At 46.6% G+C, this 13,659-nt stretch carries 11 protein-coding genes; 6 read left to right on the top strand and 5 right to left on the bottom strand.

Annotated features, from left to right (window positions below; genetic code table 11):
* Positions 1–5 precede the first annotated feature (5 nt).
* Positions 6–1,565, bottom strand: a complete 1,560-nt coding sequence (locus ACMVP2_RS09945) for a hypothetical protein (RefSeq protein ID WP_339785550.1) — start codon at positions 1,563–1,565, stop codon at positions 6–8.
* A gap of 569 nt (positions 1,566–2,134) precedes the next feature.
* Between ACMVP2_RS09945 and ACMVP2_RS09940 the strand changes: the two genes are divergently transcribed.
* Positions 2,135–2,521 carry a VOC family protein gene (locus ACMVP2_RS09940; protein WP_416867587.1) on the top strand — a complete coding sequence of 129 codons (387 nt, stop codon included), beginning with the start codon at positions 2,135–2,137 and terminating at the stop codon, positions 2,519–2,521.
* A gap of 6 nt (positions 2,522–2,527) precedes the next feature.
* Here ACMVP2_RS09940 and map read toward each other — a convergent pair whose 3' ends face one another.
* The 3 genes from map to fumC all read right to left on the bottom strand — a co-directional run bounded on the left by map (position 2,528) and on the right by fumC (position 5,563).
* Positions 2,528–3,313 (bottom strand): type I methionyl aminopeptidase, encoded by a 786-nt coding sequence (gene map / locus ACMVP2_RS09935; protein ID WP_339785544.1) that lies wholly within the window; start codon positions 3,311–3,313, stop codon positions 2,528–2,530.
* Positions 3,314–3,481: 168 nt separating this feature from the next.
* Positions 3,482–4,087, bottom strand: coding sequence for an Ezrin/radixin/moesin family protein (locus tag ACMVP2_RS09930; RefSeq protein ID WP_317488756.1), 606 nt, complete (start codon positions 4,085–4,087; stop codon positions 3,482–3,484).
* 75 nt (positions 4,088–4,162) lie between these two features.
* Positions 4,163–5,563, bottom strand: a complete 1,401-nt coding sequence (fumC, locus tag ACMVP2_RS09925; RefSeq protein WP_339785541.1) for a class II fumarate hydratase — start codon at positions 5,561–5,563, stop codon at positions 4,163–4,165.
* Between the two features lie 210 nt (positions 5,564–5,773).
* Between fumC and ACMVP2_RS09920 the strand changes: the two genes are divergently transcribed.
* The 5 genes from ACMVP2_RS09920 (at position 5,774) to ACMVP2_RS09900 (ending at position 13,073) form a co-directional block, all read left to right on the top strand.
* Positions 5,774–6,889, top strand: a complete 1,116-nt coding sequence (locus tag ACMVP2_RS09920; RefSeq protein ID WP_416867586.1) for an imelysin family protein — start codon at positions 5,774–5,776, stop codon at positions 6,887–6,889.
* Positions 6,890–7,003: 114 nt separating this feature from the next.
* On the top strand, positions 7,004–8,155 hold the full coding sequence (locus ACMVP2_RS09915) for a DUF4856 domain-containing protein (protein ID WP_416867585.1): 1,152 nt from the start codon (positions 7,004–7,006) through the stop codon (positions 8,153–8,155).
* 2 nt (positions 8,156–8,157) lie between these two features.
* Positions 8,158–9,285 (top strand): imelysin family protein, encoded by a 1,128-nt coding sequence (locus ACMVP2_RS09910; protein ID WP_416867584.1) that lies wholly within the window; start codon positions 8,158–8,160, stop codon positions 9,283–9,285.
* A gap of 3 nt (positions 9,286–9,288) precedes the next feature.
* Positions 9,289–10,632: an HTTM domain-containing protein gene (locus tag ACMVP2_RS09905; RefSeq protein WP_416867583.1), complete on the top strand. Its 1,344-nt coding sequence runs from the start codon at positions 9,289–9,291 to the stop codon at positions 10,630–10,632.
* Positions 10,629–13,073: a TonB-dependent receptor domain-containing protein gene (locus tag ACMVP2_RS09900; protein WP_416867582.1), complete on the top strand. Its 2,445-nt coding sequence runs from the start codon at positions 10,629–10,631 to the stop codon at positions 13,071–13,073. The genes ACMVP2_RS09905 and ACMVP2_RS09900 overlap by 4 nt, the downstream gene beginning before the upstream one ends.
* Here the strand turns inward: ACMVP2_RS09900 and ACMVP2_RS09895 are convergent.
* A complete protein-coding gene (locus ACMVP2_RS09895; protein ID WP_416867581.1) occupies positions 13,063–13,596 on the bottom strand; it encodes an RNA methyltransferase in 534 nt (177 codons plus the stop codon). The two genes, ACMVP2_RS09900 and ACMVP2_RS09895, sit on opposite strands and share 11 nt — an antisense overlap.
* Positions 13,597–13,659: the final 63 nt, after the last annotated feature.

Below are 13,659 nucleotides of genomic sequence, written 5' to 3'. Positions count from 1 at the left end.
ATCACTTACTTCGCCTGTTCGGCCATCTGCTTAAAGTGGATGTCGTAGAAACGATAGTGAACATAAAACTTATTGCTCGACAAAATCTTTAGGATATAACTCCAAAGGATTTCATAAGGAATCACCTCCAGGTCTACCTTGATCTCACAAGGGATTTTTGTTCTCTTCAGTTTCGAGAAGTATACCTTGCCCCGGTCTTTGATGGCGTCGTGACTAAACTCATTTTCAGTTACCATAGAGATCAGCCTGATGAAGATGCTGTTCCGGTAGTTTGTTCTCTTGTCCAAATGCTCGGAATTGTATTTCTCAAGCTCCTGTAGCACTGCTTTGAGCTTGATCACTTCCGCATCTCTCAACAGATATAGGAATTGAATAACCAATGTGCCCACGGCGTAGTTATTCATGTCCTTAGAGTAGTCAGGCACCTTGGTCAGGAACTCCTCAAGGTCAAAGCCCCATTTGAGTAGCTTTTCGTCGTTTACGAAAACAAGGAAGGCTCTGTAGATCAACCAGCGATCTTTGTCCACCTCGTCAAGATGCACGTAGTTCTTGTTGGTTCTGATGGCTCTGAAAGCTTTTCCGGCGTCTTTGTACATCTCCCCTTTCATTAGAAGCAGGAAGTAGTACTCCATGAAGTCAAACCACTCAGGGCTGCCGTTTTTGAAGAGGCTAAGCGCCTTGGTGGCATACGCCTTTCCGTTCTCGACATCGCCTGTATTGTAGTAGCAATAGATTTTGATCAGAGAAATTTGATTTTTGCTCAAATCGACCTCCACCTCATGGTTGTGCTTGTTGAGGTACTTTTTCTCTATCTCGGTACAAATGGTGAGGTTCTCTTTGAACTTCCAGGTAAGCTGGTTGTAAAGTAACTTTAGCTTGTACGACAGCACGTCCAATCGATTGCTTTTGAGCTGCTTGGCGGCCTCATCTATTTGCTTGATAGTTTTCGGAATAGCATCAATAACCCGCTGCTGAGCACTTACCGACTTATTAATGTTAACCAGGGTGCTAAAGTAGAGCTCCTCGCACTGCCGGGTTATTTTGAGGGCGTTCGTAACCACATCAATTTCGGCCTGAGTTTCAAGGTAGGGAGTCAGTTTTCCCATGTGCGCATATTCGTTCCTCAGAATAATGAGCGCCTCGATTTTTATCTCGTGGAATTCAAATTCGGTTGTAGCCCTTATTAATTGGGGGATAAGCCGAATGCCAATTTCTGAGGATCCTTCCATGAAAAGAATCTTCGTTTGATGCAGCGTATGAAGACATTCGTAGGACATCTTGTTGTGCAACGTGTAGATGTCCTTGTCGTAATCCAGAAAGTAAAGATGATTGAGAAGCCGCTGTTTTAACTTTGTCTTGGCGTTTCTGTAATTTCGGTTGCCAGGATCAGTGTCAAACATTTTTGTGGCTGCATCATCATCGTTGAGAAACTCTCCTGTTATAATCCCCTCATAAAGTTGATTGTCTTTTGAGATTTCCTTCTTTCGAAAATTCTGGTTAACGAGCTGTATGCTTCGCTGACCTTTCTTTTTTGCAATTTCAATGAGCTTAACTAGTTCTTCCATTATAATGTGCTAATACGTAAAGAGTACAATTTGTGAAAACAATAGAGTATACTGATTCAAGTGTCGAATTTTACCCCAAAGCAGCAAAATAGCCCTGGGATAAACCCTTCTAGAGATTAAATTAAATAAATTATAACGGATTCAAGGGTTTTATGCTAAGAATTAATTTACAGAGGGTTTGGTAAACGGGAGAACGGATATCCCAACACGGTTTTCTGCCAACTATCGGATGACCTGAACACATGGAATAGAGAAACAGCATATTGGAAAAGTACAAAAAATAAATGTTAACAATTATTGTAAGAAATGTAACAGCAAAACTGGAGATAAGCCTATATTTGCCCCCCAAATAAATAGCACGGTGTTGACTGATAAATTTAAAATTAGATTTGAGTGCGTTAAGGCGCCAAAACCATTTGTTGGTTTAAACGGATATGAACAGGGCTCGGTTTACCAGGGAAGAAAGTATAATGGAATGTACGAAATTTCCGTGAAATGGGGAAACGGCGAACAGACTAAACTTATTGAACGTAAACTCTTTAGCGAGTTTTTTCAAGAGATAGATGTAAATGAAGATAACAAGGATAAAAGAAACATGTCTTTATGTGTCTGACCTTGAGGCTACCCGGAAGTTCTACCACGAATGCCTGAGCCTGCCGGTCATTGCAATGGTGCCCGGTCGTCATGTTTTTTTTGAGGTCGGTGACACAGTGTTGCTATGTTTCGATGCATCGGCCACACGCAATGAAAAGGTGCTGCCGCCACATTATGCGGAGGGCAAGCAACACATAGCATTTGAAGTGCCAGCGCCGACGTATGACAGGTGGAAGGCTGCACTGCTAAAAAAGGGTGTCGAAATAACGCACGAGCAGAAGTGGAAAGAAGGAATTTACTCTTTCTACTTTGAAGACCCCGACGGGCATGTGATTGAGATTGTGCCCCCGGGGCTTTGGTAGTAGATACTAGTTGCTCTGGAGTACGCCGAGCGCTTCTTCCACGAAATCGAAGGTGGTAAGGACATCTGGTTTGCCGTCAACAATGGCTACATCATGTTCGTAATGGGCCGAAGGCCTGTTGTCGGCAGTGATAATCGTCCAGCCGTCCCGGAGCTGCTTCACCCTTCTTGTGCCCATGTTGATCATGGGTTCGATGGCTATTACGAGACCTTCTTTGATTTTTGGACCACTCCCTCTTCTTCCGTAATTGGGTACTTCGGGAGACTCATGCATTTTCTTGCCCAGGCCATGCCCTACAAGCTCTCTCACCACGCCATAACCATTGGCTTCGGCATGCGCTTGAATAGCAAAACTAATGTCACCAATCCTGTTGGAGGAGGTGGCCTGCTCAATGCCCAATGTGAGACATTCTTTGGTCACCCTAAGAAGCTTTTTAATCTCGTCTGACACCTCTCCCACCATAAAAGTATAGGCCTGGTCTCCGTAGTAGCCATTTTTTAGTACCCCGCAGTCAATTGAGATGATATCGCCCTCTGCAAGCGGCTTGCCCGAAGGAATGCCGTGCACAACCTGCTCGTTGAGCGACATACACAAGGAGTTGGGAAAATCGTATAGTCCAAGAAATCCCGGAATAGCGCCATGATCTCTTATAAATTCTTCAGCAAGTTTGTCGAGATGCAGAGGCGTGACACCCGGTTGTACTTCTTTTGCCAGCATACCCAGTGTGCGTGAAACCAGCTGGGCACTTATTCTCATTAGCTCAATTTCCTCTGCGGTCTTGTATTGAATCATATAAATCAGAATCTCTCAGTAATCAGTATCGGCCCGGCAATAGGGCCTGCCTTTCAAAAAGACCACAAAGATAAGCTAAATAATCCTCAAAAGGTAGCTCAACTCCTTGCGCCAGGCCAAAACAAAAAAGGCGACCTTGTAGCCGCCTTTTTAGTTAAGTAGAATTTTTTATATAATGCCTTCCAGCACATCTTTGATAGGCACTCTTTGTCCATCTTTGAAAGAGACAATCCAGGCATCCTTCACGCCCATTTCCCTGAGATACTTTTTGAAAGCATCAGCTTCATAGTAGTCTTTGAAAACGCCCAGTGTGTACTTGTTCACGTCGCCATCTGTTTCCGCACTGAAGTTCTCATTGTCTTTGGCAAACTTGGTGAGATCCTTGTTTTTGAAGGCACCCACCTGCACTTTGAAGACAACACCAACATTGGCGTTAATACCAGCTGGCTTTGCAGGTGCAGCATTAGCATCCTGAAGTTGCTTTCTGGTTGCTGACAAGTCGGAGCGAAGAGAGCTGATCGTTTCCTGATACTCGCTAATCTGCGAATCTTTGTCGGCCAGTTTGCTGTCAAAGTCAGCTGTTTGATTCTTTAATGTACTTACCTGGCTCTTCAGCGACTGGTTTTCCTCTAATAGGGTTTTATATTGTTCTGGCTCCAGGGACTTAGTCCTTTTCTTCCATTCCTTTTTTTCTTTCTTCGACATCTGTGCCTGAGTAGGCAGGGCTACAGCAAGACCAAAGATAATTGGTAAAAATTTGAAGAGTTTTTTCATCTTAAATTGAAATTTTAATATAACTCGTTAGCAATGTACAAAAATATGTTTGATAATGTCAAATTTCAATTTGCACTATTTCAAGCTGCCAACCATATTTTTAGGCACTACCCACTCATCGAATTGTTCATTGGTAAGAAGTCCTAGCTCAATAGCGGCTTGCCGGAGGGTGGTTCCTTCCTTGTGCGCCTTCTTGGCGATTTTAGCTGCATTTTCATATCCAATATGCGTATTCAGCGCTGTTACGAGCATTAATGACTTTTCCAGCTTGTCTTTTATTTCAGGATGATTAGGCTCGATGCCAATGGCGCAATGGTCGTTGAAAGACTCGCAGGCGTCGCCTAAAAGGCGGGCTGATTGAAGAAAGTTCGCAATCATAACCGGCTTGAATACATTCAGTTCAAAATGGCCGTTCATGCCTCCCACGGTGATGGCTGCGTCATTACCAATGGCTTGAGCACATACCATCGTCAGTGCTTCACACTGAGTAGGATTCACTTTGCCAGGCATGATGGACGAACCAGGTTCGTTTTCAGGTATGAGGATTTCCCCGATACCACTGCGGGGGCCTGAGGAAAGCATCCGGATGTCGTTGGCAATTTTCATCAGGCTCACGGCCAGCTGCTTGAGTGCGCCCGACGATTCAACGATAGCATCGTGAGCAGCCAGTGACTCAAACTTATTTTCGGCTGTAACAAAAGGATGGCCTGATATAGCAGCGATTTTTTTCGCCACCAGCACGTCATATCCTTTTGGTGTGTTGAGGCCCGTACCTACAGCGGTGCCCCCTAGTGCCAGCTCCGACAAATGAGGAAGGGTGTTTTTCAGTGCCTTGAGTGCGTGGTCCAGCTGCGATACATAACCCGAAAACTCCTGACCCAGCGTAAGCGGGGTAGCATCCATAAAATGCGTCCGGCCAATTTTTACCACATCTTTAAAGGTGGCAGCCTTGGCAGCGAGAGTATCACGAAGCTTCTGAACTTTGGGAATCGTGACCTCAACCACCATTTTGTAGCCGGCAATGTGCATGGCGGTGGGGAAGGTGTCGTTGGACGACTGCGACTTGTTAACGTCATCGTTGGGGTGGATGATTTTCTTTTCGTCGAGCAGCTTGCCGCCGTTTATAACGTGGGCCCTGTTGGCCACCACTTCATTCACATTCATGTTCGACTGGGTGCCTGAGCCGGTTTGCCAGATCACCAGCGGAAACTGATCATCTAATTTTCCTTCCAGCACCTCGTCGCAAGCCTTGGAAATGAGGTCGAGCTTGTCTTTTGGCAATACGCCAAGTTCATTGTTGGCCTGGGCAGCAGCTTTTTTGAGCACCGCAAACGCCCTGATTATTTCAATAGGCATACGGGCGCTGTCTCCACCGATTTTGAAATTGTCTCTTGATCGTTGTGTCTGAGCGCCCCAATATTTTTCAGCGGGCACCTCCACCGGGCCCATTGTATCCTTCTCTATTCTTATACTCATTGTACTGTTAGTTAATTCTCACGGCTAAATTAGTAAAAACCAAGCCGAATTGACACCTATTTTCTTACGGCTACTCTATTATATGTGGCAGGAGATGCAAAGAGAATCGCTTTCAGGTTTTTGCGCTTTGCGAATAGATTTTTGGCAAGAGTAAAATAACTTGCAACGTTCTCTCCCGGAATGGAGTCAACAGAATATAATGAGCAGTCAATGAAGAGTAAAATAAGGGTCTATTTTTTGGGAGCGGTTTTTTTGATCTCCTGTGTTTCGTGCTTTGAAAAGGGGCCTGATCCATCACTGGTGAGATTTTTTGATCAGAAGGGCTTTGTGGAAAATATTGGGAAGAATTTGATCATTCCGTCTTACAAAGACCTGACTGAAAAGAGCATGGCCCTCGACACGGCCCTGGCTCGCTTAATCGAACAGCCCAGCAAGAACAACTTGCTTGTGGCAAGGCAAAGCCTGAAAGATGCCTGGTTGTCATGGCAGTATTGCCTGCCGTTTGAATTCGGCCCCTCAGAACTCCGTGGCCTGAATGCTGACGTGAATTCGTTTCCGGCCGACACGGCACAAATCGAAGCGAACCTGAAAAGCACCAGCATTGACCTGGACCTACCCGAAAACAGCCATGCCAAAGGCTTTGCTGCTTTGGACTATCTTCTCAACAACAAATTGATCACTGATGAAAAGCTGCTTGCTACCATCCAAAAGAGGACTGTTTTGAATGGCTATCTGCTGGGAGTTGCCGGCCAGGTTTCGCTGTCGTCAAATTTAGTTTATCGCTCCTGGGACCCGGCCATAGGGGGTGTTTATTACGTCTTTTTTACTGATGACGACGCCCTGGGAGTGAAAGAAGGAAGTTCTGTTTCAGACCTGGTCAATGGCCTTGCCAAAAGCCTTGAACTGGTAGTAACCAAGGCCAAAGTTGGTATTCCAATAGGCGACTATAGCGGTGGGCTGGTTGCCCCTGAAGCAACAGAAGCCCACTATGGTGGCTATTCTCTTGAGCTGCTCCAAGCAAGCATCCAAGCATATCAATTGATTTTTACCGGCACTTCAAGAAGTGGAGTAGATGGGTTGGGCTTTGATGAATACCTTAACATCAAAGGCGCCAGACTTTCTGGCACAGACCAGCAGTTGTCGGAGGCGCTGGCTACAAGCCTCGACTCGGTTTTATCCACTGTAAAGTTAATGGCCGATCCCCTCTCAGATCAAATAGAGAACAACTTGCCAGCCGTGCAAAAGCTCAACAATCAATTGAAGGTTTTGTCGTATCTGCTCAAGGAAGAAATGGCTCCGGCGTTAAGAGTAGAGATTACATATTAACGGCCCTTCCTGCCCAACAATTATCCCTCATTTTTTCCAGCGCCTTTATTTGTATTAAATCTAAATAAAGATAATTTTGCCATTGTTTATAATTAATCTAAATAATTTGAAACAATGAGATTGCACGAAAGATTTAGGGTGTTGTTGCCGCTGACATTAATTGTATTGTTTTCTGCCTGCGGCAACGACGACGATGCCGGGGCGCCATCTGCTGAGGTGCCTGCATCGTATGCATTTGAGAGGAATGGGCTGAGTACGGTAGACTTTAGCGGGCAGACTGATAGGTTAAACATGTTAGCTGAGATAAAGACGTACATCGCTTCAGCAAATAACGGCGACAAGATCAGCGGTGAACGCATCATGGATATGTTTCAAAATCTGAACGCTCCTTTTGACGATGAGGCACTCAATAGTTCGACAAGGAAATTGGAGGATAAAACATTGATTTCAGAGGTTGGTGTTTTGAAAGACATGTTCGCAAAGGTGGCGGAAGTAAGTACTGACGTAGCCGATAATGGTACGCTGGCGGCACAGGGAATACCCGGAAAACTGCCAAGAGGATCAGGGTATATATTAGTAAATGAAAAAGGCTGGGAGTTTTCTCAGTTTGTCGAAAAGGGATTGATGGGTTCCTGTTTTTATCATCAGATATACAATGTGTACCTCACCGACGGACGGGTGGGAGACGGCGTTGATAACACCAATGTGGTTGAAGGGACAAACTATACTGCCATGGAGCACCATTGGGACGAGGCCTTCGGATACTTTGGTGTTCCACTCGATTTTCCTCAGGGAGACGTGGTGCTTGAAGACGACGAAGACCGATTTTGGGCTGAGTATACCCACAAGGCGAATCCTTTCCTGGGCACCAACAAGTTGCTCATGGATGCTTACCTGACCGGACGAACAGCGATAGTTAACAAAGACTACCAGGTGCGTGACGCACAGAGGGCTGTTTTGTATGCTGGCCATGAATTGGTGGCTGCCGCCAGCGCATTGCATTATATCAACGAGGCGATCAGCGACTTCAATAATGGCGATACTGGCAATGCGTTTCACCACCTTTCCGAAGGCTATCCATTTGTAAAGGCATTGCAGTACAGTCCCTATAAAAGGATATCCCAGGCGCAGGTCGAAAAAATCCTATCCGAAGACCTTGGAACTGATGGTGATTTTTGGACCGTGACTATTGCAGGACTCAATCAAGCAAAAAATACACTCGTACTCGTTTACGAGGAATTGGAGCCAGTGAAAGATCAATTATAAAAATGCAGAAATTAGTTACATGGAGTCTGCTAACAGCGCTGGGCCTGTTTATCTGGTCGTGTGGAGAGGATGACGATCCAAGGGTTGATGATAACTTCGATCAGAAAAGCTTTTTAGTAAATATTGGGACGAACTTGATTGTCCCGGCTTATGCTGAATTGAAAGATAGGTCTGACGAACTTTATGCCAGCTTGCAGGCATTTGTGGCAACTCCTAACCCATCAAACCTGGAAGCTGCCAGGGATGCATTGTTGGAGGCAAGAATGGCGTTCCAATACTGTGCTCCCTACCAGTTTGGTCCCGCAGAGCAGCTGGGCCTGGTAGCGGACCTAAACATATTTCCATCGGACAAAAACAGGATTGAATCGAATATCCTTAGCGGTAGTTATGACCTCAGGCTGTTGAGTAACAGTGCAGCGAAAGGCTTTCCGGCATTGGGGTATTTGCTTTATGGAAGCGAAAAGTCGGATGAGGAGATTGGCAACGATTTCCTAAACGACGATCAGAGGGCTGCCTATCTTTTGGATGTCGCCGAAACCATTAGCACATCGGCGGCGGCAGTCTTTACGGCCTGGGATCCATCCGGCGGGAATTATCTGGCGGAATTTACCAGCGACGGAGCCCTTGGGGCCGATGCCGGAAGCTCGTTGGGAATACTCGTGAATGCACTGAACCTAAGTTTGGAGCGAAATACTCGTGATGCAAAAATTGGAATTCCCGCAGGAATCAGGTCACTGGGCATTATTATTCCGGAAGCCACCGAAGCTTATTATGGAGGATATTCGAAACAATTGGCGGTGGCCAATTTAATGGCCTTTAAGAGGTTGTTTCTCGGGGAGAATCTTAATGGTGAGCCGGGAACGGGATTTAGTGACTATTTGCAAGCTCGCTCCAGCGTTAGCAGTAATAACAATGAATTATCGCTTGAAGCAGCAATTCTTGTAGAATTTGACGCATCTATCGCTTTGCTACAGGCGCTGGAGGATCCTCTTTCCACTTCCATCTCTATCGATCCGGCACCAGCCCAGCAAGTTTTTGCGCAGCTTCAAAAACTTTCGGTTTTACTAAAAACTGATATGGCATCCATTTTAGGCGTTGTAATTTCTTATCAGGATAACGACGGCGACTAGACGATGATATTCAGGGCTAATTCAGTTCTTTCCCGGCATGAGTCGATTGCGCCTCTGGTGATATTCAGAATGCTATTCGGCATCTTAATGGCCCTGAGTACCATCAGATTTGCAGCCAAAGGGTGGATCAGCGAACTGTATATTGAGCCCAGGTATTTTTTTACTTTTTATGGGTTTGAATGGGTCAAACCTCTGCCGGGAATGGGAATGTACTTCGTCTTTGCCCTGATCTTCGTCTCGGCAGTAACGATTGCATTGGGCTGGCGTTATCGATTGTCGGCTATCGTCTTTTTTTTATCCTTTACTTATGTCGAACTCATCGATAAAACAAATTATCTCAACCACTACTATGCGATTTCCCTGGTCAGCTTTTTGCTGATTTTTATGCCTGCGCATCGGCGATTTTCAATTGACAGCCAACGCAACCCAAAGCTTTTCTCAAGGCAAACGCCCTCTTGGGCGCCATTTCTTCTCAAGTTTCAATTGGGAGTGGTATATTTTTTTGCCGGAGTGGCCAAGCTCAATTCCGATTGGCTTTTTGAGGCTCAGCCTCTCAAAATCTGGCTACCAGCCAAGTCAAATCTTCCAGTTATAGGAAGCATCTTGGAGGAACCATGGGCGGCCTATTTGCTAAGCTGGGGGGGCGCTCTGTACGATCTGCTTATCGTGTTCTTTCTCCTGTGGGCAAAGTCCCGCCCAATTGCTTATGGCTTTGTAGTGGTTTTTCATGTGCTGACCTACCTTTTATTTCCAGGGATCGGCATGTTCCCATTTATCATGGTTGGCCTGACGCTCATTTATTTTTCGGGTGATTTTCATGAAAAGGTGCTGGGAAAGCTGGAGAACCTCTTTTCGATACAACCGCCCGTCCAGCAGCCAGACAGGTCTTCGCAGGAGTTGACAGGCGTTTGGCGGATGGCCCTGGTATTGTTTGTTAGCTGGCAGCTTCTCATGCCCATGCGATATGTTCTTTACCCCGGGCCATTGTTTTGGCGGGAGGAAGGCTACAGATTTAGCTGGCGGGTAATGCTGATGGAAAAGGCCGGCACCGTCACCTTCCACGTGCACGATCAGGCTTCTGGCCGCAAGGGCCAGGTGGCTGCGTACGAGTATTTGACGCCTCAGCAAGAAAAGATGATGGCGACACAGCCTGACATGATCCTACAGTTTACACATTTCCTGGCTGAAGAACTTAAAAGGAAGGGATTGATTGACCCAGAGATAAGGGCGGAGAGTGCTGTGAGTCTCAATGGAAGACGCAGCCGACCTTTGATAGACCCAACGGTTAACCTGGTGCGCCAACAAGAATCATTTTCCCCAAAGACCTGGATACTCCCTGCCGAATGAAAAAATGCCTTCTGATTGTGTTAATAGCATTACTCCCTACAGCTGTTGTTGTGGCACAGGAGACAGTGCAAGGCCGAATAGAAGACATGGCCGGGTCGTCGCTTCCTGGTGTGAGAATTTTTGTTGAGGGCACGTCGCTGTTTGTCGTCTCAGATGCTGATGGTTATTTTACGTTGTCAGGGTTACCGACGGGAACCCGGGAGCTGACAGCCTACCTTTATGGTTACGAAACACTGAGATATAAATTAGATGATCGGGGGCTATCGCCCATTGTGCTTCGCCTGAAAGAGCTCGAGAAAGAACTGCATGAATTGGTGATCGATGGATCATCAGATGAAATGTTCAGCATGAAAACGCTGAGGGGTGTGGAAGGGACCAGCATCTACGAAGCCAAGAAAACAGAGGTGATCCAGCTGGAGGAGATAGTGGCAAATAAGTCCGCCAATAATGCAAGGCAGGTTTTTAGCCGAATTCCCGGCGCCAATGTGTGGGAAAGTGACTGCGCCGGGTTGCAAATAGGGGTTGCCACGAGGGGTCTCAGTCCGAACAGGAACTCGAATTTTAATACACGCCAGAATGGATATGATATAGCAGCAGACGCTCTCGGCTACCCGGAAAGTTACTATTCGCCAGCTATTCAGGCCGTAGACCGCATAGAGATTGTGAGAGGAGCAGCTTCGCTTCAATATGGCACACAATTCGGTGGACTGGTGAATTTTGTCATGAAAAAGGGGCCTGTTGATCGAAAACTGGCCGTAAGCACCGAACAAACGTATAATAGTCTCAGGTTTTACAACAGCTTTTTGTCGGCTGGCGGGCAGGTTGGCAAGGTGAATTACTACGCCTATAACCGAACAGCTTCAGGCCAATGCTGGCGCTGCAATTCAGATTTCAATTCAACCACCACCTACGGAAGGATGGCTTACCAACTGTCGGCCAGCACCTCACTGGAAGCAGATTATACCCATTTATACTATCTGGCCCAACAACCCGGTGGCCGTACTGATAATGAATTTTATGCCGACCCGAGGCAGTCGAAAAGGGAGCGAAATTGGTTCAAGGTAAACTGGAACCTGATGTCTGCACAGCTTAATCATTCGTTTACGTCGACGTTGAGGTTGAATTCCAGATTTTTCGGGCTCGTGGCAGGCCGGGAGGCGCTGGGCAACCTTGGCCGGATCGACAGACCAGACGATGAGACGCAAAACAGGGACTTTTTAAGCGATTCTTTTCGAAATTTCGGTAACGAAACCCGCTTGATCTGGAATTATAAAGTAGGCAGGCAGTATTCAGCGCTACTCGTAGGTGGAAGAATTTACAATGGATTTACAGTGCGTAAGCAGGGTGCAGGACCCGCCGGAAAAGAAGCAGATTTCAGGTACCTGAACCCAGAACGACTGGAGGGCTCAGATTTTGACTTGCCCAGCTTCAATACAGCCGCATTTGCAGAAAACATTTTCACCATCTCGGAAAAATTCAGTGTGACGCCGGGCTTGCGCCTTGAGCACATCCGAACAGGCGCAGATGGCTATTACAGGGATACGAGAACAGACCTTGCAGGAAATGTGATTTATGATTCTACCGTATATGAGAATAAGACCAACGAAAGAACGTTCCTCTTTGGCGGGATTGGTCTAAGCATAAAGCCTACTGGCCAAATAGAAATCTATGGCAACTTCTCTCAGAATTACCGGGCAATTAACTTCAATGATATCAGGGTTAATAACCCCTCGCTCTCAGTTGACGAAAACCTGACGGATGAAACGGGGTATAACCTGGATGTGGGAGCCAGAGGTGTGTGGGGCGACCTGATAAGCTACGATGTAAGTGGATTCTACCTTGGCTACAATAATAGAATAGGCACGGTACTGCGCACTGAACCCGACCCACGATTCAATAACCTGATTGACAGAACTTTTCGTTACCGCACCAACATTGCAGATGCTGGTATTGTCGGACTTGAATCACTTGTCGAACTGAATATCGACAGGCTGATAGCCCCCGATCAGGACAGATGGCAGTTTGCCTTCTTCAATAACCTGGCGATCATCCACTCGGAGTACCTGAGAAGTGGCGAGCCTGGGATCGAAGGTAACCAGGTGGAGCTGGTGCCCAAAGTGAGCTACCGTACAGGGCTAACCTACCGGGGAGGGCCCCTACAGTTGTCGGTACAATATACCTATCTGTCCCGGCAGTTTTCCGACGCTTCCAATGCCGACAGTAACCCCCCTGTTCCCACTGCGGTGGAAGGCGTTATTCCTGCCTATTTTGTCGTCGATTTTTCGGCACGATATGCGCCGAATAGGTTCTATTTTGAATCGGGAGTAAACAACCTGACTGACAATATGTACTTTACCCGCCGAGCAGCTGGTTACCCGGGACCTGGTATTATCCCCTCCGATGGTCGCAGTATTTACTTTTCAATTGGGGTTAAGCTTTGAGCATTTTGCTCACCACATCCCAAACAACTACGCCAAGGCTAACAGTGATATTGAGCGAGTGCTTGGTGCCGAACTGAGGAATTTCTATGGCTGCATCGGCTAATGCTACTGCCTCATCTGACACGCCGAACACCTCATGCCCGAAGACAAAGGCGTATTTTTCGTCAGGGGCCGGCTGAAAGTCTTGAAGAAAGATTTTTTCGTCCGTTTGCTCAATCACAAAGACCTTGTAGCCATCTTTTTTGAGTGCCAGAATGGCCTCGACAGTGGTTGGAAAATACTTCCACTCAACAGTGTCAGTCGACCCCAGGGCCGTCTTGTGAATCTCTCTGTGAGGGGGCGTGCCGGTAATGCCACAAAGCAGTATTTTCTCGACTGCGAAGGCGTCGCCAGTTCGGAAAGCTGCGCCGACATTGTGCATGCTTCTAACGTTGTCAAGCACCACGGCTATCGGAAATTTTTTAGTAGTTTTGAAGTCATCTACTGACAGCCGATTGAGTTCGTCGTTACTGATTTTTCTCATGAAGAAGTATTTTTTCAGGGAAAAGATGTCCCCGGCGTATCGGCAAAAGTAAACTTTTTCAGG

Source organism: Imperialibacter sp. (assembly GCF_048007035.1).
Classification (GTDB): domain Bacteria; phylum Bacteroidota; class Bacteroidia; order Cytophagales; family Cyclobacteriaceae; genus Imperialibacter.
The sequence above is the reverse complement of the archived record's forward strand: the minus strand, read 5'-3'. Positions and strand labels throughout refer to the sequence as shown.

Coding starts and splice junctions, on each gene's coding strand:
- ACMVP2_RS09945 (WP_339785550.1), bottom strand. CDS start 1,565: ATGGAAGAACTAGTTAAGCTCATTGAAATTGCAAAAAAGAAAGGTCAG.
- ACMVP2_RS09940 (WP_416867587.1), top strand. CDS start 2,135: ATGAAGATAACAAGGATAAAAGAAACATGTCTTTATGTGTCTGACCTT.
- map (WP_339785544.1), bottom strand. CDS start 3,313: ATGATTCAATACAAGACCGCAGAGGAAATTGAGCTAATGAGAATAAGT.
- ACMVP2_RS09915 (WP_416867585.1), top strand. CDS start 7,004: ATGAGATTGCACGAAAGATTTAGGGTGTTGTTGCCGCTGACATTAATT.
- ACMVP2_RS09930 (WP_317488756.1), bottom strand. CDS start 4,087: ATGAAAAAACTCTTCAAATTTTTACCAATTATCTTTGGTCTTGCTGTA.
- ACMVP2_RS09910 (WP_416867584.1), top strand. CDS start 8,158: ATGCAGAAATTAGTTACATGGAGTCTGCTAACAGCGCTGGGCCTGTTT.
- ACMVP2_RS09920 (WP_416867586.1), top strand. CDS start 5,774: ATGAAGAGTAAAATAAGGGTCTATTTTTTGGGAGCGGTTTTTTTGATC.
- fumC (WP_339785541.1), bottom strand. CDS start 5,563: ATGAGTATAAGAATAGAGAAGGATACAATGGGCCCGGTGGAGGTGCCC.
- ACMVP2_RS09905 (WP_416867583.1), top strand. CDS start 9,289: ATGATATTCAGGGCTAATTCAGTTCTTTCCCGGCATGAGTCGATTGCG.
- ACMVP2_RS09900 (WP_416867582.1), top strand. CDS start 10,629: ATGAAAAAATGCCTTCTGATTGTGTTAATAGCATTACTCCCTACAGCT.
- ACMVP2_RS09895 (WP_416867581.1), bottom strand. CDS start 13,596: ATGAGAAAAATCAGTAACGACGAACTCAATCGGCTGTCAGTAGATGAC.